The 24,611-nt window shown below is 43.3% G+C and carries 15 protein-coding genes; 8 read left to right on the top strand and 7 right to left on the bottom strand.

The features are described 5' to 3' along the window. The first annotated feature begins 95 nt into the window (after window positions 1–95). Together DW036_RS00465 and DW036_RS00460 are read left to right on the top strand one after the other, a co-directional pair. Window positions 96–2,999: a chondroitinase family polysaccharide lyase gene (locus tag DW036_RS00465; RefSeq protein ID WP_118460436.1), complete on the top strand. Its 2,904-nt coding sequence runs from the start codon at window positions 96–98 to the stop codon at window positions 2,997–2,999. Between the two features lie 12 nt (window positions 3,000–3,011). Then, complete coding sequence (locus DW036_RS00460; RefSeq protein ID WP_118460434.1) at window positions 3,012–5,264, top strand: glycoside hydrolase family 95-like protein; 2,253 nt, start codon at window positions 3,012–3,014, stop codon at window positions 5,262–5,264. 129 nt (window positions 5,265–5,393) lie between these two features. On the opposite strand, the gene DW036_RS00455 is transcribed toward DW036_RS00460, so the two are convergent. Continuing rightward, window positions 5,394–7,859, bottom strand: a complete 2,466-nt coding sequence (locus DW036_RS00455) for a polysaccharide lyase family 8 super-sandwich domain-containing protein (protein ID WP_118460432.1) — start codon at window positions 7,857–7,859, stop codon at window positions 5,394–5,396. A 442-nt stretch (window positions 7,860–8,301) separates the two neighbouring features. Between DW036_RS00455 and DW036_RS00450 the strand changes: the two genes are divergently transcribed. Beyond that, entirely contained in the window at window positions 8,302–9,429 is a 1,128-nt protein-coding gene (locus DW036_RS00450) for a glycoside hydrolase family protein (RefSeq protein ID WP_118460430.1), read from the top strand. Between the two features lie 34 nt (window positions 9,430–9,463). After that, complete coding sequence (locus DW036_RS00445; RefSeq protein WP_118460428.1) at window positions 9,464–10,405, top strand: tRNA-dihydrouridine synthase family protein; 942 nt, start codon at window positions 9,464–9,466, stop codon at window positions 10,403–10,405. Between the two features lie 9 nt (window positions 10,406–10,414). Here DW036_RS00445 and DW036_RS00440 read toward each other — a convergent pair whose 3' ends face one another. The 5 genes from DW036_RS00440 to DW036_RS00420 all read right to left on the bottom strand — a co-directional run bounded on the left by DW036_RS00440 (window position 10,415) and on the right by DW036_RS00420 (window position 17,644). Beyond that, a complete protein-coding gene (locus tag DW036_RS00440) occupies window positions 10,415–11,782 on the bottom strand; it encodes a sulfatase (protein WP_118460426.1) in 1,368 nt (455 codons plus the stop codon). A 28-nt stretch (window positions 11,783–11,810) separates the two neighbouring features. Next, window positions 11,811–14,876, bottom strand: a complete 3,066-nt coding sequence (locus DW036_RS00435; protein WP_262352191.1) for a chondroitinase family polysaccharide lyase — start codon at window positions 14,874–14,876, stop codon at window positions 11,811–11,813. A gap of 42 nt (window positions 14,877–14,918) precedes the next feature. After that, entirely contained in the window at window positions 14,919–15,611 is a 693-nt protein-coding gene (locus tag DW036_RS00430) for a DUF6250 domain-containing protein (RefSeq protein WP_118460422.1), read from the bottom strand. 103 nt (window positions 15,612–15,714) lie between these two features. Further along, complete coding sequence (locus DW036_RS00425; protein WP_118460420.1) at window positions 15,715–16,230, bottom strand: DUF4348 domain-containing protein; 516 nt, start codon at window positions 16,228–16,230, stop codon at window positions 15,715–15,717. Between the two features lie 139 nt (window positions 16,231–16,369). Beyond that, a complete protein-coding gene (locus tag DW036_RS00420) occupies window positions 16,370–17,644 on the bottom strand; it encodes a DUF2851 family protein (protein ID WP_118460418.1) in 1,275 nt (424 codons plus the stop codon). A 96-nt stretch (window positions 17,645–17,740) separates the two neighbouring features. Here DW036_RS00420 and dapB point away from each other — a divergent pair, with 96 nt between their 5' ends. Genes dapB through DW036_RS00400 form a run of 4 tightly spaced genes read left to right on the top strand, consistent with a single transcriptional unit; the run spans window position 17,741 to window position 21,625 of the window. Continuing rightward, window positions 17,741–18,502 carry a 4-hydroxy-tetrahydrodipicolinate reductase gene (dapB, locus tag DW036_RS00415; protein ID WP_118460416.1) on the top strand — a complete coding sequence of 254 codons (762 nt, stop codon included), beginning with the start codon at window positions 17,741–17,743 and terminating at the stop codon, window positions 18,500–18,502. 28 nt (window positions 18,503–18,530) lie between these two features. After that, window positions 18,531–20,003, top strand: a complete 1,473-nt coding sequence (locus tag DW036_RS00410; RefSeq protein ID WP_118460414.1) for a S26 family signal peptidase — start codon at window positions 18,531–18,533, stop codon at window positions 20,001–20,003. Window positions 20,004–20,012: 9 nt separating this feature from the next. Continuing rightward, window positions 20,013–20,948, top strand: a complete 936-nt coding sequence (gene lepB, locus DW036_RS00405) for a signal peptidase I (protein ID WP_118460412.1) — start codon at window positions 20,013–20,015, stop codon at window positions 20,946–20,948. A 44-nt stretch (window positions 20,949–20,992) separates the two neighbouring features. Continuing rightward, window positions 20,993–21,625 (top strand): WbqC family protein, encoded by a 633-nt coding sequence (locus DW036_RS00400; RefSeq protein ID WP_118460410.1) that lies wholly within the window; start codon window positions 20,993–20,995, stop codon window positions 21,623–21,625. Here the strand turns inward: DW036_RS00400 and DW036_RS00395 are convergent. Beyond that, entirely contained in the window at window positions 21,617–24,478 is a 2,862-nt protein-coding gene (locus tag DW036_RS00395) for a LuxR C-terminal-related transcriptional regulator (RefSeq protein WP_118461126.1), read from the bottom strand. The genes DW036_RS00400 and DW036_RS00395 overlap by 9 nt on opposite strands. Window positions 24,479–24,611: the final 133 nt, after the last annotated feature.

The following is a 24,611-nucleotide window of genomic DNA, read 5'->3' as shown; positions in this document are numbered from 1 at the left end:
GAAATCAAATAGACCTTAATCAATTTGATATGTATGGAGGAGAGTGACCGTGAGGTTCCTCTCCTCTTTTATAATTTTAAAAAACAATATACCTTATGACCAGAAAACACTTGCTATTCATCCTTGCGTTGCTATGCAGCCAAGTATCTTTTGCTCAATTCATAGGTTTTGAGACAGAAATCCCCAAAGAGTTTACAACAGCCGATAAGGGAAAAATCACCCTGTCCACCCAGTATTATAAAGAAGGGAAGCAAAGCCTGAAATGGGATTTCCGTTCCGGTTCCAAGCTCAATGTTTCTCTGGAACAGCCTCTAATCCTTGATGAACGAATGGAAAATTCATACGGAATAACCCTATGGATTTATAATGAAGCCCCCCAACAAGATTCCATTCGCTTTGAATTCCTTTCCCCCCAAGGAGATGTATCTTATTGGTTCAGTTTCCAGTTGGCATCGGCTGGCTGGCGCGCTTGCTGGATTGGCTTCCAGCACATGAAAGGAGATAAACAAAACAAAGAAATAGCAAGCTACCGGCTGATAGCCCCTGAACGAAAAGGCCGCATATTTCTGGACCGTTTGACTTTCCCTGTGAAAAAGATGAACGACCGCACTACCCCCGACTTGCAGATGCCTTACAATAACTCCCTCTCGTATCGCGACCTGTGGCATTGGTGCCGGGTTTGGCAATGGGAACAATATAAGTATGATATTCCATTACCTTCCACCCTCAATCAAGCAGAAAAAAATGAACTGCGTACCGTAGAACAGCGGTTAACCACCGCCACCGCCCTCGATATTCAGAAAGCGCCGAAGGAAGCTGTTTCCAAAGCATACAATGTTTTTCAGAAAGCCAATATTCAACGCTCCGGAACAGGATTCACAGGTGCTCCTATCCTGACTCCCGATGAACTGGATCGTTCTAAAGGAGAAATATCCTGGAATGACCTGGAAACAATGCTCTCCGGATTCGCTTACGATGCTTATTACAATCATTCCTCAACAGCACTGAAGAACTATTTCACAGTATGGGATTTTGCCATTGACCAAGGATTCGCCTATGGCAGCGGAATGGGAACCAATCATCACTATGGCTATCAGGTACGGAAAATCTACACTACAGCCTGGCTGATGCGCGATGCCATTTGGAAAGCTCCCAACCGTGATAATATCTTATCAGCTCTTATCTTCTGGTCTGCCCTGTCCGAAACCCGTAAACCTTATCAATACGGAAGAGACGAATTGCTAGACAGCTGGCACACTTTGCTAATGGCGAAAACCGTATCCGCTCTGCTCCTTACTGACGAACGGGAACGGGCACGTGCTCTAAAAGGACTTTCCCGCTGGGTTTCGACCTCACTTCACTATACTCCCGGCACTATTGGCGGCATCAAGGTAGATGGCACCACATTCCATCACGGAGGGTTCTATCCTGCTTATACTACCGGAGTCCTCGCCATGGTAGGACAGTTTATCGCATTTACCAACCAAACGGAATATGAACCGACTGAAGAAGCCCGACAGACATTAAAGTCAGCCTTTATCTCCATGCGCAACTACTGCAATAAATACGAATGGGGAATTGGCATCAGCGGCAGACATCCTTTCAGAGGGTCAATGAAAGAAGACGACATCGCTGCTTTCGCCTATCTTGCCCTCTCCGGCGACCTTTCCGGAGAAAAAAATGATTTCGACCGGTATCTGGCAGCCGATTATCTTCGCCTTTGCCCCAAAAACACACCAGAAGCATGCTACTTCAAAGAGCAAGGCATACAACCCGCCAATGCACCACAAGGATTTTTTGTCTACAACTATGGCTCAACCGGTATCTTCCGCCGTGCAGACTGGATGGTTACTCTTAAAGGATATACCACTGACGTGTGGGGAGCTGAGATTTATACGAAAGATAACAGATATGGACGTTACCAAAGCTACGGCTCGGTACAAATCATGGGACAGCCCTCACGCCTTGCCAGCGGGTACGATGAGAATGGTTGGGACTGGAACCGTCTGCCCGGCACCACAACCATCCACCTGCCATTTGAACTACTGGACAGTCCTCTACCTGGAACTACGATGGCACGCTCGAAAGAGAATTTCTCAGGAAGCAGTTCACTGGAAGGAAAGAATGGAATGTTTGCCATGAAATTGATGGAACGTGAATTAAAAAACTTCACTCCAGACTTTGTCGCCCGTAAATCCGTCTTCTGTTTCGGTAACAGAATGATATGTTTAGGAACTGGAATCAATAATAGCAACTTCTCCTATCCTACAGAAACTACTCTTTTCCAAAGTGTCTTCCGAAAAGACAGTACAAGCATATTTATCGATGGAAAAAAACAAAATGAAATGTTCCATCAAGAACTGAATGATGGAAAACTACATTGGATACAAGATGGATATGGCAATCATTATTTAGTCAAAGGGAATAATATAACTGTACAAATAGCTCAACAAAATTCTCGCCATGAAAAAACACGGACAAAAACATATGGTACATTTTCATCGGCATGGATCAATCACGGCAAAGCACCTAGAGATGCTGAATACGAGTATATGGTACTGATACAACCGAATTCGGATGAACTAGATCTTGCCCGGCATAAACAAACGTACCAAATAGTACAAAAAGATCATATAGCACACGTTGTTTTTGATGAAGCAACTGGTATTACAGCCTACGCGATTTTCGAAGATTACACTCCCTTGACTGACGAGCTTCTTCTCCAAGTCCCTGCAGAAACAATAGTAATGCAAAGAAAAGTAGATAAAAAGCAAATATTAGTTAGTATATGTGATCCTAATCTTCATATTACAGAGAAAAGTTTCACAACCAAAGAGGCTAGTCAGCCTATCGAAAAAAAACTACTTCTAAAAGGGAAATGGGAGATGGACAATCCTTGCGAAAAAGTATCTCTATCCTCTAATGGGGAAAACACGCAATTGACCGTTATTTGCCAACATGGACAACCTGTAGAATTCACACTGAAAACAATTCATTAGAACCTTATATTTATGAAAACAAAAAAACTCCTTATCCTCCTCGTGGGGATAATACTAAACCTCAACCACCTGCAAGCCAAGACTCAGACATTTCACGGACTGCAGTTCAGCACCATCCCTACTATCTGGGACGAAGCAATTCCTTTAGGAAACGGTATCATAGGAAATCTCATTTGGGAGAAAGACGGAAATTTACGTTTAGCATTGGACAGAGCAGATTTGTGGGATTTACGTCCTGTTAAAGAGTTTGAGTCTCCTTCTTACTCCTATCAGTTCGTTTGTAATGAGGTTATCTGCAACAAAGATCTTTCTAGAGTTCGCGCTTTAATCGACGACCGCAGCCGAAAAGACTGTGCTCCCACAAAAATCCCGGTAGGAGCTATCGAATTCCCGATATCTAAATTAGGGAAAGTAAAGAATGTTAGACTGGATGTACACACAGCTGTTTGTACCATTACTTGGGAATGTGGAGCCATTGGCAAATTCTTTACCAGTGCCATCGACAAAACAGGCCATTTCCGATTTGAGAATTTGCCTGAAATGCTTTCCATCGAATTACAGGCACCACGTTTTGAAGATGACGGTTCCAGTATACAAAGAGTCAGTGCTCCCCGTACTCATCTGCTCACCCGATTAGGATATAAGAATGGTAAAATGACACAACGTAATAATAGCATTGTTTATCACCAGAAAGCTTATGGAAGGGTAAGTTATGAAGTAGCTTTGAAATGGCATGTTCCTGCTCAGCAAACCCTGGAAGGAAGCTATTGCATCACCACTCAAGGTACCTGGTACAGCGAAACTGTGCAGGCTGCTGATTTCATGAAGGAATACGCAAAAGATTTCCATACGGCATTGGCTGAACACACCGACTGGTGGGATACGTATTGGAATAAATGTCAAATTCATTTACCCGACCCTATATTGGAGGCTCAATGGTACTTAGAAATGTATAAGTTTGGTGCTGCCTCTAGAAAAGATGCCCCTCCCATCTGCCTACAGGCCGTATGGACTGCTGACAACGGGCAAACTCCCCCTTGGCGTGGTGATTTCCATAATGACTTAAACACACAGCTTAGCTATTGGCCGGGATACAGTGCCAATCATCTAGAAGAATCGCGTGTATTCACCGACTGGCTCTGGAAAATAAAAGATAACGGAGAAGATTTTACCCGTCGTTTCTTTAAGGTAGAAGGTCTGAATGTACCTTGCATAGCCACATTAGAAGGAAAAGCTATCGGAGGATGGAGCCCTTATTCTCACCAGCCCACCACAAGCGGTTGGCTCGCTCACCATTTTTACCAGCAATGGAAGTATGAAGCAGATACTGAATTCCTGGAAACCCAAGCATATCCTTGGGTTAAAGAGGTAGCCCGTTATTTTGAAAATGTCTCCGTGAAAACTACGGATAACAAACGCAAATTACCCTTGTCCACTTCTCCGGAAATCAACGATAATGAACTGGATGCATGGTTCCAGAAAACTACCAATTACGATTTAGCTAATATACGCTTCACTTATACGGCAGCAGCAGAAATGGCAGATGCATTAGGACTGAAAAAAGATGCTGCTCATTGGCGCGGGCAACTGGAAGAATGGCCTGATTTTGCCTCAGACAGTACGGGGTTGACCATCGCCCCCGATTATCCACTGACAGTATCGCATCGCCATCTTTCACACATGTTGGCTTTTCATCCCTTTGGACTCCTCGATATATCACAAGGCAAAGAAGTAGAGAGTTTAATCAAGCGTTCCATACACCATGTGGAGGAATTGGGCAATGAATTTTGGATTGGATATACCTATACTTGGTTGGCCAATATGCAAGCCCGTATATTCGATGGAGATGCCGCCGCACGTAATCTGCATATTTTTATTAAAGCATTCTGTTCGCCTAACAGCTTTCATCTTAACGGTGATCAGTTAAAAAAAGGATATACTTCTTTCACTTATCGCCCTTTCACTTTGGAAGGAAACTTTGCATTCGCCTCGGCTATACAAGAGATGCTTATGCAAAGCCATACAGGGATCATACGTGTCTTTCCTGCTATCCCTGAAGGGTGGAAAGAAGCTAGTTTTGATAAAATGAGAGCTATAGGAGGATTTCTAGTCAGCGCCAGCTATCAGAATGGTAAAGTACAGAGTATAACAATACAGTCCGAGAAAGGAGGAATACTGAAAGTACTAAATCCGTTCACCAATCAAATAGAGGAAAGGGAAACTACACAAGGGGAAATCATAAAAATAACTCCGAATACTATTTAAGATAGACCTTAATCAATTTTATATGAGGGAGAGGGACCGTGAGGTTCTTCTCCCTCATTTTTCTTGCACATACAGTACCTTAAATCAAAGTATATACTTGCTTTGTGATTTATTTTATAATAAGTAGTATTAGGGTATTTCTATAACAGATGGGTTCCCACTAAGCATTCCCCGTTTCATCGGAACAATTACGGTTCGCCCGTTAAATATGAGTGTTATTTCTTTTAATCCGGGAGTCATACAAGCATCCGTTACGGATAATTTATATTTGCCTTTTTCTTTCTGAATCAACACTGCACAAGGAGAAGAGGCAGAGAGAGACAAATTATCAACTTCCAAGCCTTTATTTCCGGGATAGAATACTACCCCAACCAATTTATCATCTACAGAACGTACGGCTTGCACCAATGTATCATTCCGCAAGACCTGGAAAGGTAAAGTGTCAGCAGGTTGTCCCTTACCTGTATAAACCACATACCCATAAGTATCATTTACCGGTACTTGCCCATGATCAACCCACAAACGCAAAATATCAACCGTCTGAGGCAAATCTCCCTTCTTTGCATTTCCTTTATTTCGCTTTATCCAATTTGTTGGACAAGTCTCTGTCAGAACAAAAGCCTCACGGGTAAATTCAGGCAACACACGATAGGCAAACTTACCTTCCTGCATCACCCACACAGATTGTCCTTCAGAAGTCAACAAAGATTGACGGCCTTTCTGTAAAAGCTTCTTTTTTCCCTTTTCCATCACAGTAACTGCTCCGATGTGAGCCGTCTGGTCTATAGTAGTGCGAATATGTCCTTCCAGTTCTGGCTTCCCATTAGTGACGCCCGCACCCAATGCTACAAAATAATCTCCCAAAATAAAATTAGCCTTATAGGCTTTAAAGCCGTAAAGCAGTGCATTCAAACCCTTACTATTACCACGATCATTCACATCTTCTTTATCAGCTGCATTCATCTTTTCAAAAATATAGCCGGTTACAGCATTCTCACCTCCATCGGTAGTTCCCACCGCATAATTATATTTACTGCAATATCCACGCCAATTAGTCACAGGTGTAAGTTTGTTCATCCCTTCACGTGCCGTGACACCCGGAGAAGCTGTGACATCCCAGCCTCCCATTATACGGAAGTATTCATCACCTGTACGCTGAAAAAGAGTCAGACCGTCCGTAGGATAGAAATTATATTCATCTGCCATATTCACCGCACTTTCCAGACCGTCACAACGGACAGAAGCCATATTTACTGTAATATGATAATCGGAAGTCTTCTTGATAAGATCATCGTTATTAAAAAACCATCGGGTACCATTATATACCCCTGGCGCATAGCTATCCATAATTATACGATTCTTCTTTACTTCCGCCTGCAACAGTTGCAATTCTGTCTGCTCTTCGGAAGTAAAAGAATCCATCCAATTCGTTATAATATTATCGAGCATCTTAGCATAAGGAATAGATTGCTCCGTAGGATTATATACATACGATCCACGGTCGAGGCAAGGCAAACGAAAACCTTTATAATAGTACCAGCTACCACCACGCAAAAAATTCAAGATAGCCTCAGCATTATCACGGTTCAGAGTCTTCGACCAGGGAGTACCTTTTAATAAATTCAGGATGCTGAGCGCATTGGATGTTCCATCAATAGGATATCCCCAAATCAGACACTGTTTACCATGTCCCCATCCGGCTCCGTCGGCTGTAAACCCTTCCGTCCAGAAAGCCTCCGAATAAGTGTTTTGCGAAGTCATACTGATCCCACGTTGACAGACCTCTGCCAGTAGGTCAATCATAGGAATAGAACGATACATCGCTGCTACCGGAAGTAAAGATCGGTAAGCCAAGGCATTACCTCCGACCCACCACACATGATTACGGAAACGCGGAATTGAAACTACATTTTCGTCCGTTTCATCGTGTCGCAAAGGCTGTGTCCAAGCTTGAAGCCCCAAAGCCTTCAACATATCGCATACCTCCTTCAACAAGGCTCTTCCTTGCCCGGCCTCTGCCTCGTCCATTTGCGCAAGATAAGCATAATAGGTATTAACGGCTGCCGTTGGAATAGCAAAACAGGAGGCATGAAAACGCGGTCCGTCATTAGGACGTCCCAATTCAATGTTCCCATAATGCAATATAGCTTTCAATACTTTATCGCTCAGCGCCTTGTCCGCAGGAAGTTCCTTTTTACGAAACGCGTCGGCAATCTTCCAGATACGATTAAATGCATCCGTCAAGAAGAGGCCGATCTCACCCTGCACTACAGCATAAGGCTTCTGAAAACCATTGTCCTTTCGCAATTCCTCCTCCTGTGTCTGTAAAGGAGTGAATATACCATCATCAGTCAGTTGTTCTAAACATTCCGCAGCACTGTATGGAGTGTTCAATGAATGATAACGATACGGATGTTCTGCAAATGAATGTCTCAGACTTTCCAAGGCTTTCTCTTTCTCTACATTACGAACTTGCCGACCATCCAAATAGTAGCGTCGATAATTATCGAAAGCATATTCTCTTTCAGTCTCTTGTGCATGGAGCAAAAGTCCGGTACACGTGATCAGCATAATAAGGAGCAATTCTTTTTTCATGGTAACTTATTTGATTTTATCAATAAAGATTAGCTCATCAAAAATAGGGAAAAAGAGAAAGAAGAAACTATCCAAATCATACAATAAACCGTATGTTATCGTCCAAGAGTTTATGGAAAGAGTATCAAGAAATGAAATAAAGATTATCTTTGTTACGTTCATTAAATCTGCTGATCGAAACTTTCTGATTTTCGTACAGTACATTTTACCTCCGCAGTATGCCTGCTCCATACCCGGAACCTGTCTGAGCCGTACTTGCTCCGTACATTCTCCACTCAGAGGTACCTTCGTACGGAGAAAGTATGGAGTTGGTACGGAGCAAGTATAGCTCAGGTATGGTTCTAATACCTTCCAGAGGGGGTTAAAGGGATTATGAAGCCAACCAACAGATATTTAGGAAAGCAATGAAGTTTAAATCATAATATGAAACAAGAATACAACCATGAAAAAGAGTTATTTATTATTTGCACTGGTACTTCTCTCTTCAATCAGTATGATCCGTGCACAGAAGATTGATAACCTGATAGAGTTAAAACAGAAATCACAAAACCCGTTATTCCACCGGCTGGGTAAAGCGATAGAAACACCTGCTTTTGAAAGCGAAGGTTATTGGAGTTGGGGAAGCTCTGTGGTAAAAGGAGATGATGGCAAGTATCATATGTTTGTATCCCGATTTCCCAAATCACTTCCCTTTCATCCCGGCTGGATGGTGGCTTCAGAGATTGTACATGCCGTATCGGATGTTCCGCAAGGACCTTACCGGTTCAGCGAAGTAGCACTGCCAGCACGTGGTGCACAGTATTGGGACGGACGTTCTACACACAATCCGCGAATACTGAAATACAACCATAAATACTATCTGATTTATATGGGTTCCACCCACCCTTTCGCAGATCCAACGTACGACCAGTTGACGCTCGACAGTCCTTGGTGTACGGTAGCACGTTCCAATAAGCGCATCGGACTGGCTGTTGCCGATTCACCATATGGACCATGGAAGCGTCTGGATGAGCCTATCCTGAAAACGAAACCTAATACTTTCTTTAGTTTCCTGACTTCCAATCCCTCGCCAGTAGTACAGGAAGATGGTTCTGTCATGATGATTTTCAAGGGACGCAGACACCTGGAAAACGGAAAATATTCGAATATGGCTTTAGGAATGGCCTATGCTCCGACCATCGAAGGCCCTTACCATGTATTAAACAATGAGCAACCCATCTTCCAGGTAGACGGACAAGGAGAAGCGGAAGATCCTTTTCTCTGGAAGGATGATAAGGGATATCATGCCATCTTTAAGGATCATGTAGCTAAATTTACAGGTGAAAAAGGAGGTGGTGTTATGGCACATTCCAAAGACGGCATCAACTGGACTGTTGATAATGACCCGAAAGCATATTCCAAAACAATAGAGTGGGAAGACGGCACAATAGCGAAACAAGGACAATTGGAACGTCCATTTATACTTTTTGAGGATGGCAAGCCGGCATTCATATTCTTTGCGACAATGGATGGTCCGGGTGAATTTGAAAACGGGACGCACTCCTGGAACATGGTTATTCCGCTAAAATAGTTACCTTTGCAGAAATATTGAATAACTGATTGATATGCAGAGTACCCTCCCCATTCATTTTGCCCCGCTGCAAGGTTACACCGAGGCTATTTACCGACAAGCGCATGCCCGTATATTCGGCGGTGTAGAGAGTTATTATACTCCTTTTGTACGTGTAGAGCACGGAGAAATCCGAAAAAAAGATATGCGAGAGATTACTCTGGAAAACAACCGTGGCGTGCAACTTATTCCACAACTCATTGCTTCCGATGTGGACAAAATGGAGCAGATAATTGCCCTATTCATCGAAAAAGGATATAGGAATGTGGACATAAATCTGGGATGTCCTTTCCCTATTTTGGCTAAACGACACAATGGTTCGGGGATGCTTCCTTATCCCGAAGAGGTACGGGAATTGCTGACTGCAGCCATAAAGAATCACCCCGACCTTCTGTTCTCTGTCAAGATGAGGTTGGGTTGGGAGAACGCGGAAGAATGCCTGGCTTTGCTACCCTTGCTGAATGAACTGCCACTGACACATATCATCATGCATCCCCGATTGGGAAAACAACAATATAAAGGGGAAGTGGATTTAAAAGGTTTTGAAGCCTTCTACAACGAATGCCGTCATCCGCTTATTTATAACGGTGATTTACTTACAGTAGAAGATATACAGGCCATCAGCGAACGTTTCCCACAACTGGCGGGTATTATGATAGGACGTGGACTGCTTGCTAATCCCGCCTTAGCTTTAGAGTATCAACAGGGACATCCGCTTTCCGAAAAGGATATGCAGGAGAGACTCAGATTGTTCCATGCTGACGTATTTGCCCAGTATGGTAATCTTCTGGAGGGGGGAGACAAACAACTGCTGACGAAAATGAAAAACTTCTGGGAATATCTGATGCCGGACGGAGACCGGAAAGCCAAAAAGGCAATTCATAAAGCCAACAAGCTGGAAACTTACCAGGCGGCAGTCCGCAGCTTGTTGGGGTAATCATTAATCTTATTCCGGATTTACGCCCGGAATCGTATGTACATCCTTACGTATCTGCGCTACATGATGCAGCTTCATCCAGTCGTGCAGGTACTCACGGTGTTGCAACAGGATTACTTTGTATTTCTCCTCGATGGCTAGATTCCGCATTTCACCACGGTCTTTTTCCATATCAAAAAGTTGTTCACGATAACGGCCTTTGTCATACAACACATATTTATAGCGAGAGGTACGCAAAGCCCAGCCACGTGTATTTCCACCTTTATCGAAAGTGGTTTCAGTCACGATATAGTCCTGATGCTTCAATGACGGATCAGCTTTCTCTACCAACGCTCTGAAAGAGATACCATGCAGCCCTTCAGGAAGCCGGATGCCTGCCCAGTCGCAAACTGCTGCAAAGAAATCGACACCATTATTCACCAGTTGCGGCATCTCCTTGCCGGCATTCTTCTTTCCCGGTAAGGTTACAATCAGAGGAATATTTACTACCTCTTCATATAAAGCCGATTTCTGGTTCCAATGGTGTGCTCCCACTCCATCGCCATGATCACTGGTAAATATCACGACTGTATTCTTCCATAAATCCTGTTTATCTATAGCATTCAAAATCTTACCGATTTCTGCATCCACCTTTTCAACCAAGCGGTAATAGAGGCTACGGTAACGGCGCCAATCATCCGGAGTGTAGTTACGGGTAGGATAAGCCGAATAATTCAGGCTCTGCTCATAACTGATAACATCAGCGTCATAGGGATTCTTAGCGAAATTAAGAGGTAGTCCCGGCCACTCATTCTGCGGCAGGTCTTCTATATTTCCCCAAGGCAAATTCTGGCTACGTGCGTACTCACAGATATTATGCGGGTTATCGAATCCCGCCACCAGGAAGAAGGGTTTGGGGTGTTTTTGTTCCAGAAAGCCGACACAGGCTTCCGCCAGCCCATTATCACTATGAGGATGGATAGTAGTAAAACCGAACTCTTTATCCGGCATGGAGGCAGTATGTACATGCCATTTACCGGCATAGATACAATCATAACCGGCATCCTGCATCAGTGTTCCCAAAGTCCGGGTACGCAACGAGTCCGGTATCGGCGTACCGTTTCGGGCAAGTCCTACTTCGTGCGAAGTATAGCCTGTAAACATAGCCGCCCTGGCAGGTCCGCTCAGGGGCGTAGAACAATAGGCATTACGGAACAGAACACCTGACTGTGCCAGTTTATCCATATTCGGAGTATGCAAGTCATCGTTTCCCATGCAACTCATCGCAGAGGCTGTCTGCTGATCGGTTACAATGTAGATGATATTAGGCAACCCTTTTGCCCAAACCAAGGAAGGAGCGACAGCCGTTGCACACAACATTATATTCCTTACTTTCATCACAGTTCTATTTTAAGTACTCACTTCATTATTTCTTCAGCTCCACATCGAAGCTGGCGGCATCTCTGCATGTAAAACGCAGAACAGTTTGCAACTTATCTTTGGAAATCACTTTGCAATAAGGAGTTTCTGCAACATTCCATTCACCCTTTAAAGTAACGGTTACAGGTATTTCACCACTATCATTGTCAATCCAGGGACGCGAATAGATGCTACGTTCTATACGTTTGCCATCCTTGTCAAAAGCCTCATCGCTCGGACCTCGATACAGTGCCAGATCCGGTTGAGAAACGGTCAATAAGAGCTTATCTCTGTCTTCACGTATCATGACGAGGCAGGAAGTATCAGCTTTCTGCAACAATCCCTCCTTAGGTAATGCCTGTGGTGTTTCAAAAAGTACGTATGAAGTCAGGTTATCAGTCAAAGAATAAACAACATGGGCGTTGCGATCCTGTTGCAGTACCTTGTAAGACGGCTTCTTTGCGAAAGCTTTCAGAGAGGCTGCATCCGTGCGGGGCAGGACAGCATATTCATAAGAAGCACCTTTCGGAGCTTTTCCATGCTCTAATACCAATGAAACCCAATCACCGGAAGTAGGCTTCGGATTACGTTCACCTACGGTAACTTGTGGGAAGTTCTTTTCATATTTTGCCGCTTTCATCGAGCTTTTCGACAAATAATAACCTACTCCGTTAGGATCGATATAAGTCTGTCCGTCACTTTTATAAGCTGCCCAGTAATCATGCATTTCGGGAGTAGTGGCTGCCAACTGGAAAACGGTAGTTTCTGTCGGGAACTCTTCATTTGTATTCTCAATATCCGTTCCCAGACATACAATCGTTCCATTGAAGAAGTGATAAGATTTACGGGCACGGTGTGAACCGTTGTACTTGTCATGCTCGTGAAGCTTCATGCCGAAGTTACCGTTTAACCTTGCCTGAGACAATCCGCCTGCAAAAGCCTCATCGGAATATAGCATTTCTTCCATACCGGAGAAAGTATCTACATTCATCACTTTGGCACGAAGCTGATCGAATGGCAAATGAATAGTCGTCGTACCGGGGAAACGGTTCCAGTCGAAGCCTGCTTCCTGCCAGCCGCTGGTTGTAAAAGTAACCATTTCATCGGGTTTTCCGGTCAATATCTGCATGCTTCCGTGAGCCAGGTAGCGACCAAAGAAATTAGCATCCAGATAATGCTCTGCTGCCCAAAGGTAACGGGAATGCCCGCGTACCACAGCTGCCCAGTTATCCCGGCGCTGTACTGAAACGCAGCCGTAACCTAACGCCAGATTACCTTGCGGATCGGGTTCGGGACGGAATCCCTGTGCTTCAAATAGTTGTTTCAATTTCTGTTCATGGACAGTAGATGCTTTCGGTAGATAATCAGGAGCATTCTTATCAGGAGTTTCCGTATAAGAAACCAGACGCAGATAAGCGGCAGCCAGCTCAGGATCATATTCCTGCTTTCCATCGGGAGTGCCAGCCAATGCCAAAGTAGCATATTGTATAGGTATCAATTGCCCCTTTCCATTAGGATGGCGTCCTGACATGGAGAGAGCCCATTGCTTGGTATTACAATAGAAACGCATGGTAAGCAATACATTCTTTACTGTTTCGTGGGCTATTTCAGATACTTTGAAACCTGTTCCGCTCAACAGATAAATCATATTTGTCGCACCATCCAGACCACCGACTGCATAAGCCGGATAATTATTGCGATGGTGGAAACAAGCACCGTCTTTTTTGAAAGAACCGGCCAATCCGAGTGCCGGGCGGCAACCATAATCTATCCAACGGGAGAAAGAACGGAGATATTGAAGTTTCTCAGGAGTATCTTCCATAATCAGGATACTTGCCATGCGCCCCTGCGTCTGTGTATTGAAAGTATCTATATCAATGCCATTGACCGTAGGTTTAGGATATACTTCATTGGTGATAGCATACCAGCGCAAGGTGCGTTCCGCTTCGTTCAGTTTTCCGGCTTCTCTCAATACATCTTTCATCAGGAAATAGGCCACATACAAACCGCGCATACTGTATCCGTAATGATGGATATTTCCCCAACAACTGCCATAGGCTACTCCTTGATCGGTGATGTGGTCGTACATAGCCAGGAACTTCTGTTTCAGTTCATCCTTTGTCACATCATCCGAGGCATTGTTATAAGCATAGGCTATCCGGCGCATCAGATTGAAATACTCACTCATCTCCATCCCTAACTTGGTGAACATGCCTTTATCCCAGTTGGGATACATACGTTCGTAAGCTTCTGCCTGGCGTACCATAAAGATGGGCAATCCGCTTACAACGCCGTCTTTATAAGTAATCCCATAGAAATCATATTTCTTACGGATGCCTTCCATCTCTTTTTCTGTAAGTTTAGAAGGAGTATAAAGCATATCGCGGAAACGTTTTTCCATCAACTGCATATCTTGTCTGTCCTTCTCACTAACCGGAGTAAGGGCTATTTCCGGTTTCCACAGGGAATGTTCATAAATCACCAGCCAATGGTTGGTGGTTCCTTTATTAACGAAGGGCACTTGCACATCAGCAGTTTGCTGACGGGCATCCACTTTACTGGCAGTTATCAGATGGTCGATGAACAACTCTCCTTTCACGTTAGGTGCAACGATACGCAGTTCATTCATCCCGAGTTCAGGAGTACCTTGCATATCGCGCTCGTAGCAGACCCATGCAGCACGCCAGCCGGTGAAGTTAATACCGAAAGGAAAAGAAGTACACTTCTTCCCATCTTTCAGGAATTCAAACTCAATAGTAGTATCTTGGGCTTTTGCATTATACACCCAGACAATGAAAGCGGAAAGGTAAGTATCTTTTCCAGTAGGGTCTTTCTTCTCGAACTTCAGATCACGCTGAAGAGTCAACACAGAGCCGGGTTCGAAGGTCCATCGCAAACTGTGTGTACCGTCTTTATAATGTTGGTCGCTAATGCCGAGCGTGGCTTTCGTTGCACTTAAGCCGGTAGGAAGCTCTGGTTGTTCAAAAGAGAGTAACCGGTCATTCTTTACGACTTGTGCCGACAGGCTAAAGGAGAACAGTGCAGTACATACAGCAACAAGGATAGATTTCATCAGATCAAATTTCGTCATCATGGTATGAGAATATTATTGGGATTAATTCAAGCGTTCGATATGGAAGTTCGTGAAACAAACATGATTTTGCAGAAGGCGCAGACCAAAATGACCATCGCCTGCACCGGCTTCGAGAGGTAGGTGGAAAAGTTCCTCACCATCTACTAAGAAAGTTGTGCTATTATTCTGAACACGAATCCGGATGTGATACCATAGATTCGGCTTCAATAGATGAACGGGATCGGTATACTCTTTAATCAAAGGTTTGATGCGAGCCTCATCTACATCGTAAAACTGACCGTAGTAACGACGGAAACGGGTAGTGGTATTATCATTGCCACCATAGCCTACATAGAACAGATTCAATGTATTATAGTTACGGAAGATACCATTTCGCCAGGTGGAGCGAGCTAATAATTTGCCGGGGTATTTCGGATCGTTTGCAGCCCAGAAGCAGTTCATGTCGCTAAGACGATCGTGTTCCCCGCCATTCATCACCATGCAGATATGATAACTGATTTCATAATCACCGGTCAGACGGTCTTTATACCATAAAGTAAGTCCTTCGGGTACGATAAGTTCAAGCGTATCTTCACGGATGGTGAAGTCCATCATTCCCGACTGGTCTTCGGCAATCCAATGGCCCAAAGAAGCGCGCTCTTGCGCCAATAAAGTACAAGGGAGAAAAAGGAAAATACATTTCCACAGAATTTGTATGAAAGATGAATGTGTCATTTCCGGTATTAGTTTCGTTTACAATATTTCCACATTGCAAAGAAACGGTACTTTTTAGAGAAAATGACACATAAATCGTACAGAAAAAGTATATTTTAGTAATTTAGGGATGCATCTCCTCAAACGCCTTATTCTCTTCTTCTATCGTAGTGATGGTTTCCGGCAGCTCACTGATAGGAAGATCGAAGTTATACCAGTCAGTATAGCAATCGGTGACATACCACTTTCCGTCAATCAGCTCAAACACTACGCGAAGGGAAGCTTCCGACTCATCATAGCCTGCCTCAAACTCTTTATGTTTGGGGTTGTTTACGGTGAAACGGGAGACATAAACTCCACCTTCCTCGTCTGTGATACGCTCTTCTTTGAATGCATCTTCGCCCAGCAACGCCCACTTCTCACGTGTAAACGGAAAAGTCTTCTCCGTCTCACCATCTTCCTCTAACAGGGCAATAGGAGTTTTCAACGGAAACTTGATACGGGAATACTGGAAAGAGGCACTGGAAGTAAATTTCTTGAGGAATGCCTGAAAGTCCTCATTAGCTGCGGCAGCCTGACCATTCGTAGTCGTCAGCATAAGTACCGCGAAAAGACAAAATACAAAGTGAATTGCCTTCATCTGGTTACAATGTCAAAGGGTTTATTAATCAGCGACAAAGATAATGCAAATCCGCAGATTTAATATAAAAGAGAAAAAGAATATTTTAAAGTATCTATTCCGCCATTTCTCATCAATCCAGTTCAGTACCTGCTGAGTCTTATTTTTGCCGCAGATACTCAAAGCCGAAACGACAGCGCAAGCAATCTTTCTTATCACAATACTCTTTCTGAAGTTGCAGTAAGGCTTGCGAGTCGGCAGCAGTGGATACAGGCAGCCCTGCCCCACTCCAATGGCGAATGATGTGATTATCTTCTGCCTTCAGGCTCTCAAGAAAACGGGTGGCACGTTCGCAGAGTGCTTCGTCTGCTTTATGCAAACCGTAAGCATAGAGGAAAGGAATGATAGTGTTAATCACAATCAGGTTTTGTGCATTCTTTCCAACTTGTTTTTCCTGGCTGGGAGAAGTCTTTTTAAAATTGAAATGCTCTTCCCAATACGGAGAGGTACTAATAGTCAGTAGTTTCTGAACAACTTCCAGTGTTTCCGCTTCCATGATGCGGGAGAACAGCGAGCGCTCCTTATAATACAGGTTTGCCAACTGTGCCAGCCGGACATGGGGAAAATTGCCGGGACGCAAACGAAGAAAACGCCATTGAGTGGCGGGCATTGGAGCTGATAATTCAAACTTATGCTGCAAATAGCGGAACTCTTTCTGCAATTTCCGGTAATATTCATCAGCATCCGGCAATTCCTCATCCAGCAACCCGGCTTGTCCGAAGAAGAAAGCTTCCACCTGAAAGAGATTGTCGCGGTGCTTATCTATCGCCCGGAAAGGCAAATGATTGGCCCATGCCTCAAAAGCATCCCCATTTAACCCGAAACCAAAGTTACGGGACAAGGTTATGAAGAATACATCTTCCCAATGATTATTGCAATGTTTCAATCGGGCGGCAATAGCACGGGCCTTCTGTTCAAAGCGTTCCACCTGCAAGGCAGAAAGCCAGGAATGAACAATGAGTTTCGGTAAAGAAGATAATATGGAATAGCAAGGAGGATAAATCTCCGCATGGCTCAGCTCGGCATAGTGTCGGCGGATGGACTCGGGGCAAGAAAGCTGCAACTGGGGTATCGGTGCACCGTTCGCACAAAACACTTCACAATCTACGGTCTCCGCTACATGCAGGATCACGTTATCATAAGCAATATCTTTATCGTGCCCATGCCGCATCCAGTCGGAGGCAACAGTATGTACTTCAACGTTTCCCACCCAGAGGGTACCGTCTATTTTCAGTTTGGCATTAAAGAAGTCGGGGCCTGCATTTGTGTTCGGTAGTCCGGCATCTATCACCTCAACCGGCTTGCCGGTAGTCGTCCGAAGCATCTTCAAAGGAAAGATTTTATGCTTCCAAACGTAATGCAATAGTAGTTCCATTGTTAACAAGAAGTTAATATTGCCCGCAAATGTAAGAAAAACATTACCTTTGCGACCTATAAAATGTTGATAAAGTGAATTAAAACAGAAAAAAGAATGAAAATAGCATTAATCGGTTACGGAAGAATGGGTAAGGAGATCGAGAAGATTGCCCTCAGTCGCGGACACGAGATTGTCAGCATCATCGATGTAGATAACCAGGAGGATTTTAAATCGGATGCTTTCAAGAGCGCCGATGTTGCCATAGAATTCACCAATCCCATGGTAGCCTACAATAATTATATAAAGGCTTTCGAAGCCGGTGTGAAGTTAGTTTCCGGCAGTACGGGTTGGATGGATGAACATGGCGATGAAATCAAAGAGCTTTGCACCAAAGGAGGTAAAACGCTGTTTTGGGCGTCTAACTTCAGCTTGGGCGTCACCATCTTTTCTGCCGTGAATAAATATCTGGCAAAAATAATGAACCAGTTTCCGGCTTACGATGTGACGATGAGCGAGACACACCATATCCACAAACTGGATGCTCCAAGCGGTACGGCTATCACGCTTGCCGAAGAAATTCTGGAAAACCTCGACCGTAAAGAACGCTGGGTGAAAGGAACCATGCAGGCACCGGATGGAACCGTTTCAGGTTCTACCGAATGTGCGGTCAATGAACTACCCGTCAGCTCCATCCGCGAAGGGGAAGTGCCGGGTATCCACGTAATCCGCTACGAATCGGAAGCTGACAGCATTATCCTTACGCACGATGCCAAGAACCGCAAAGGTTTTGCGCTGGGTGCCGTACTCGCTGCCGAATTTACTGCTAATAAGGAAGGTTATCTGGGAATGAGAGACTTGTTCCCTTTCCTGAAATAATAAAACAGACCATAAACAACAAGCTAAAATGAGAAAAGCAACTCGCGCCCAATGGATTAAATTTGCAATCATCACCGTGCTTTACCTCGCCTTCCTGGTATGGGTAAAAAGCTGGTTGGGACTGATTGTCCTACCTTTCATCTTCGACATTTACATCAGCAAAAAAATCCCCTGGGGCTTCTGGAAAAAGTCTAAGAATCCGGCTGTACGCAGCATCATGAGTTGGGTAGACGCTATCGTGTTTGCACTGGTAGCTGTTTACTTTGTCAATATCTACGTATTCCAGAATTATCAGATACCTTCTTCTTCACTGGAGAAATCATTGTTGGTAGGCGATTACCTCTACGTCAGCAAATTAAGCTACGGTCCGCGCGTACCCAATACACCGTTGTCCATGCCGCTGGCTCAGCACACCCTGCCACTGGTAAATACCAAATCGTACATTGAGTGGCCTCAATGGGACTACAAACGTGTTCCGGGTCTGGGCAAAGTGAAGCGGAATGATATCGTAGTATTCAACTTCCCTGCAGGAGATACCGTAGCCACCAACTATCAACAAACGGACTTTTATTCTCTTGCCTACAACGAAGGGCAGCGGATGTATCCGAATCCCGTAAATATGGACAGTCTGACGCGTAAGCAACAAGGTGCCGTTTACGATTTGTACTACAATGCCGGAAGAAACCTGATACTTTCCAATCCTAAAATGTATGGTGACGTTGTTATCCGTCCTGTAGACCGCCGCGAGAACTATGTAAAGCGTTGTGTCGGATTACCGGGAGATACACTTGAAATCAGGGATGCCCAAGTCTATATCGACGGGAAGCCTCTTGAAAATCCGGAAGACATGCAGCTCAACTATCTGGTACAGACCACAGGTCCGTACATCACAGAGGATATGTTCCGCGAACTGGGCATCAGTAAGGATGATCAGGCAATGGTCACTAACGAAAGCCTGTTAATGGAGATGGGATTAACCCACCGTGATGCACAAGGACGCCTGGCTCCTACCTACGATCTGCCGCTGACAAAGAAAATGCTTGAAACGCTATCGGCTAATAAGAAACTGGTCAGCCGCATCGTCATGGAACCGGAAATGTTCACCGGTCAGATGTATCCGTTGAACCTCTATACAAAGTGGGATCGCAATAACTACGGCCCAATCTGGATACCGAAGAAAGGTGCTACCATCAAACTGACCGAGGATAATCTGCCTATCTACGAACGTCCTATCAGAGCATACGAAGGCAATACGCTGGAAGTAAAAGAGGATGGCATCTACATCAACGGCAAAAAGACAGACGAATATACCTTCAAGATGGACTATTACTGGATGATGGGTGACAATCGCCACAACTCTGCCGATGCCCGTTCCTGGGGATTCGTTCCGGAAGATCATGTCGTAGGTAAGCCGATTGTAGTTTGGCTGTCACTCGATAAGGATCGCGGCTGGTTTGACGGTAAAATCCGTTGGAACCGGATATTTAAGTGGGTAAAGTAAGCGCCTGAAATGAAAAAGGCATGGAAGATAACGGGAGCAATCATCGGAATAATACTCGTTGTAGTGTTACTCCGGGGTTGCGTTATGACTTCCTACCTTATTCCCTCATCGGGTATGGAGAACTCCCTGTTTCAGGGAGAACGTATTCTGGTAAATAAATGGAGCTATGGGTTGCGCCTTCCCCTCATGGCGTTGTGGAATTATCATCGCTGGGGAGACAGTCCCGTAGAAAAGGAAGACATTATCGTCTTTAACAATCCGGCTAATCTTTCAGAGTCTGTCATTTCCCGACGTGAGGTATTCATCAGCCGTTGTATCGGTGTGCCGGGAGATACGTTGCTGATAGATTCCCTGTTTTCCGTCATTCCATCGGAAAAAAATGCTCCCGACCAGAAGTTCCTGTACACCTATCCCCGGAAAAAGGAGAAGCAGCTTGATTCATTACTCACTCTCCTGTCCATATGCGATAATCGCCTGATGGGACAGGACAGCATAAAGAACGTGCGTAGTTTCAGCCGTTACGAATATTATCTGCTGGAACAAGCCATGAACGGGAACTGCTGGATAAAACGATTGGATAAGAAAGACTCCATAGAGGCCTTACGTCCGCTGATTGTTCCCGGTAAGGGAAAAGCTGTACGTGTATATCCGTGGAACCGGACTCTGCTACGCAACACCCTGGTGCTGCATGAGAATAAGCAAGCTGAGATTAAAAACGATACATTATATGTAGAAGGTAAGCCCGTACAGCATTGCTGTTTTACCAAGGATTATTACTGGGTAAGTGCTAATAACTCCATCAATCTCTCTGATTCCCGTCTGTTTGGTTTTGTCCCTAAAGATCACATTATCGGCAAAGCCTCGCTCATCTGGTTTTCCAAGGAGAGCGACACCGGGCTGTTCGGGGGTTATCGCTGGAAACGTTTCCTCAGTCCCGTACAATAGAAAAGGAGAAATCGTAAGAGAACTAACCAAAGAATGAATTCAAAATGAAAACTGTATATCTTTCTTCTGCCTATCTGGCACCCGTAGAATATTATGCCAAGTTACTGGCTTATGACAAGGTCTTTATCGAGCAGCACGACCATTATGTGAAACAGACTTACCGCAACCGCTGTACCATTGCAGCACCGGACGGTGAATTGGCACTTTCCATCCCTACCGTCAAGCCCGATACCTTGAAATGCCCACTAAAAGACATTCGTATCTCCGATCATGGCAACTGGCGGCACCTGCATTGGAATGCCCTGTCATCTGCTTACAATCATACGCCTTTCTTTGAATACTACAAAGATGATTTCCAGCCTTTCTATGAGAAGAAATATGAGTTTTTAGTCGATTTCAACGAAGAATTATGCCGTCTTGTCTGTTCACTGATAGACATACAGCTAGACATGGAGCGCACTGACATGTACAAGATCGACTTTACATCCGATGAAGATGATTTTCGCGAACGAATTCATCCGAAGAAAGATTATAAGGAGGAAGACCCGGACTTCATAGTCCAGCCTTATTATCAGGTCTTCCAAGAACGACTCGGCTTCCTGCCTAATCTCAGCATCGTCGATTTACTGTTTAATATGGGACCGGAGAGTTTACTGATATTGCAAAAATCATTGTGAGAATTTCTGTAGAAATTCTACAAGGTTCTCCCCCTCTTTAAGTCCAAACTTTTTGCGTAAACGATAGCGGCTGACCTCTACCCCACGCTGTGAAATATTCATTAATGGAGCAATCTCTTTTGACATCAAATTCATTTTTATATAAGCACATAATAATTTCTCCCTTTTCGTTAATTCAGGAAAACGTGCTTCAAGTTTTTGGAATAAATTATGGTGTACTGAATCAAATGTACTTTGAAAGGCCGACAAATCATCATCATGCTCCATATTCGTATCAATTTGGCTAATGAGGCATAAGATTTTCCGACGAATAATTACTAAATTTTCTTCCTTGGCAGCATGTAAAATACTCAGTACTTCACTCTTGATATTCTGTAATATCTCATTCTTACGAATAATATTCAGTGTAGTATGTATCAACTCCTCAGACTTGTGGCGTAATTCTGCCTGCAAATTTTCTTCTTTCAACAAATCAATCTTCTTACTATTTAATTCATTTTCTCTCTGAAAAACTTGTTTCTGACGATAAAGTTCTAACTCCTTCAACATGACCAAATGTTTACGCTCCATTGACATACGATAGTATATATAAGTTAACAACATTACAATCAACACACTATATAGTAAATAACTCCACCATGTACGATACCAAGGAGAGAGTATTTCAAAAGAAAAGGATGCCGTTGTAGGCTCTTCCTGACCAACATGCGTACGAACATAAAAGGTGTATTTTCCTTCAGGTAATAGAGTATATTCCTTTATCGTATTTTCTCCCAACTGACTCCAAGGTTCAGAAACAGGTCCCGTCAATCGGCAAGAATAGAACAAAGCCAATGACCTATCATAATTGTTGATACTATACTCAATACGAATAGAATTATTTTTATAAGGAATCTTCAAGTACATATCATTTGGAATATAACTACACCCGTATACAAGGGAATCCTTAACTCCGGTCAGATATACCCGCCTGATTTGTAGATTCAATGGATATTTTTTCACTCGCTCCTGCATAAAATGTAATAGTGAAAAACCGTCCTCCATACCTATCATTGCTTCATTCTCGGTAAAAACATTAACAGTTTCAAAATCTTCTATCAAACAATTTTTTAAATAAGCTTCATTCTCTCTCCGATAGTAACTGTTTGCTAATGGATCATAATGCAACAACTTTAATACACCATCAGTCACATACCAAATATTCCGCAAGGAGTCTTGCATTATATATGTATAAGCAGTTCTGCCATCCATTTGCTTTTCCAATCGATCATATCTTTCCAAATTATCTTTCAATTGGTTATAACGAAACAATCCTTGTCTCGAAGCTATTACAATCTCATCATCAACCCTAGTAATACATACATTATCTCCCATAGGCAACTCCTCAAAATTGTAACATTTTTCATGAAGGATGGAATCACATTCTTCAGAAAGAAAAAGCCGATATAGTCCTCCTTCCTTATTTGCTGTCCACAAAGTATTTGCCAAAGGTTCTATATATAAACTTTTGGAAGAGAATCTTCTCCCCTTAACTCTTCTATGAAGTATCCATCGCCCCTCTACCTTTTTTAATGAATAAAGTCCAATGTAGGTAGCAACTAACAGTCTATCTTTCTGCGGTATAGATTTTACCCACCATACACCACGAATACCAGGAATGAGATAAAACTCATTGCCATCCAACACTCCTAACGCATTACTCCCAGCACAAAATAGTTTATCATCGTAAACTGCCAAAGAATAGATCTGCCCTGCTGTCCCCCAAACAGGTTCCAAACTCTGTACTTTATTTAAGACCAAAGGATAGTCTGTTACAAATACTCCTTGATTAGTTCCCAAGTATAATTTATTACGATATAGGCATGAAGCATAACCACTCCCTATCGTAGCCCTATTCTGAAAAATCGGAGAATGAAGATGAATGCAATCAATACCATTGTCCAACCCTAACCAAAGGTTATCTTCTCTATCAAAGAACAAAGAAAGTATTGTTTTATTCTGTAAGCCATTATGAACAGATATATGTTCTGTTTCTCCGGTATCCATATCTAAAAGTAACAAACCATCCTGCACAGTTCCTAAAGCCAGCAAAGAACCTTTAATAGTAGCACAAAAAAGACGATTTTGCTTCAAAAAGTCATCAGCACCCGAACGGAAAGGAATCAACATTCTATTCTCATAAAAAAATAATCCTCCCCGATTAGTTACCACAAGCAATTTATCCCGATAAGAAAAAAGTCCAATTACCCTCATACCAGTATCACTTATCATAGAATTAGTATTGGGCAGTAATACAAATTTATTCTTATCCAATACAAACAACCCGGTGCCTGCCACATAAAGCCGTTGCCCCACTAAAGCTGAATGAACAATACTATGACAATTAATTCGATGAATACGCTCATTTTCGAAGCAAAAGACAGCATTATCTGATTGAAAATAAACTTGATCTTCTATTATATGAATATTCCAAATATTTCCGATACTTCTTTTATCAATGCTATCTGAAAGGCAAATATAATCTAAACGCCCTAAAAAGTTCGGAACAAAATAACCAAATTGTTGCAGTCCACCCACATATATACGTCCATCTTTCCCAGCTTTCACAGCACGCATTTTCGCATTATGAATGGGATATACAGACCAGTTTGTCCCATCATATTCCAATAGCCCTTTATTATTAGCAAAATACATCCATCCATTATCATTCTGCATTATTCTCCAATTTTGTGAAGCAGCTTTATAAGAATTACGAGAGTAGTTAGTGATAGAACGTTGCCAACCAGCACACAATCTCTGGCTACAAAAAACAAAGAGGGTTAATAGTAAAAATGAAGTAACAAGTCTATTCATAGCATAATACATTAAAAGAGTTTTTAAAGATACATCTTTTTGAAGAAAAAAATATCGAAATACTGATTGCCGATCTAAAATAAGAAACCCTTCATCCTGTACAAAAACCATATAAATCAGCTACTTACCAAAA

This window comes from Bacteroides sp. AF39-11AC, from assembly GCF_003474285.1.
In the GTDB taxonomy this organism is placed as follows: domain Bacteria; phylum Bacteroidota; class Bacteroidia; order Bacteroidales; family Bacteroidaceae; genus Bacteroides.
Note: the sequence above shows the minus strand (reverse complement) of the source record. Positions and strands in the feature narration are given on the sequence as shown.

Excerpts from the sequence above, each read along its gene's own strand:
- DW036_RS00425 (WP_118460420.1), bottom strand. The coding sequence starts at position 16,230 with ATGAAGGCAATTCACTTTGTATTTTGTCTTTTCGCGGTACTTATGCTG.
- DW036_RS00455 (WP_118460432.1), bottom strand. The coding sequence starts at position 7,859 with ATGAAAAAAGAATTGCTCCTTATTATGCTGATCACGTGTACCGGACTT.
- DW036_RS00435 (WP_262352191.1), bottom strand. The coding sequence starts at position 14,876 with ATGAAATCTATCCTTGTTGCTGTATGTACTGCACTGTTCTCCTTTAGC.
- DW036_RS00460 (WP_118460434.1), top strand. The coding sequence starts at position 3,012 with ATGAAAACAAAAAAACTCCTTATCCTCCTCGTGGGGATAATACTAAAC.
- lepB (WP_118460412.1), top strand. The coding sequence starts at position 20,013 with ATGAAAAAGGCATGGAAGATAACGGGAGCAATCATCGGAATAATACTC.
- DW036_RS00410 (WP_118460414.1), top strand. The coding sequence starts at position 18,531 with ATGAGAAAAGCAACTCGCGCCCAATGGATTAAATTTGCAATCATCACC.
- DW036_RS00440 (WP_118460426.1), bottom strand. The coding sequence starts at position 11,782 with ATGAAAGTAAGGAATATAATGTTGTGTGCAACGGCTGTCGCTCCTTCC.
- DW036_RS00420 (WP_118460418.1), bottom strand. The coding sequence starts at position 17,644 with ATGGAACTACTATTGCATTACGTTTGGAAGCATAAAATCTTTCCTTTG.
- DW036_RS00395 (WP_118461126.1), bottom strand. The coding sequence starts at position 24,478 with ATGAATAGACTTGTTACTTCATTTTTACTATTAACCCTCTTTGTTTTT.
- DW036_RS00430 (WP_118460422.1), bottom strand. The coding sequence starts at position 15,611 with ATGACACATTCATCTTTCATACAAATTCTGTGGAAATGTATTTTCCTT.
- DW036_RS00450 (WP_118460430.1), top strand. The coding sequence starts at position 8,302 with ATGAAAAAGAGTTATTTATTATTTGCACTGGTACTTCTCTCTTCAATC.
- DW036_RS00465 (WP_118460436.1), top strand. The coding sequence starts at position 96 with ATGACCAGAAAACACTTGCTATTCATCCTTGCGTTGCTATGCAGCCAA.
- DW036_RS00400 (WP_118460410.1), top strand. The coding sequence starts at position 20,993 with ATGAAAACTGTATATCTTTCTTCTGCCTATCTGGCACCCGTAGAATAT.
- dapB (WP_118460416.1), top strand. The coding sequence starts at position 17,741 with ATGAAAATAGCATTAATCGGTTACGGAAGAATGGGTAAGGAGATCGAG.
- DW036_RS00445 (WP_118460428.1), top strand. The coding sequence starts at position 9,464 with ATGCAGAGTACCCTCCCCATTCATTTTGCCCCGCTGCAAGGTTACACC.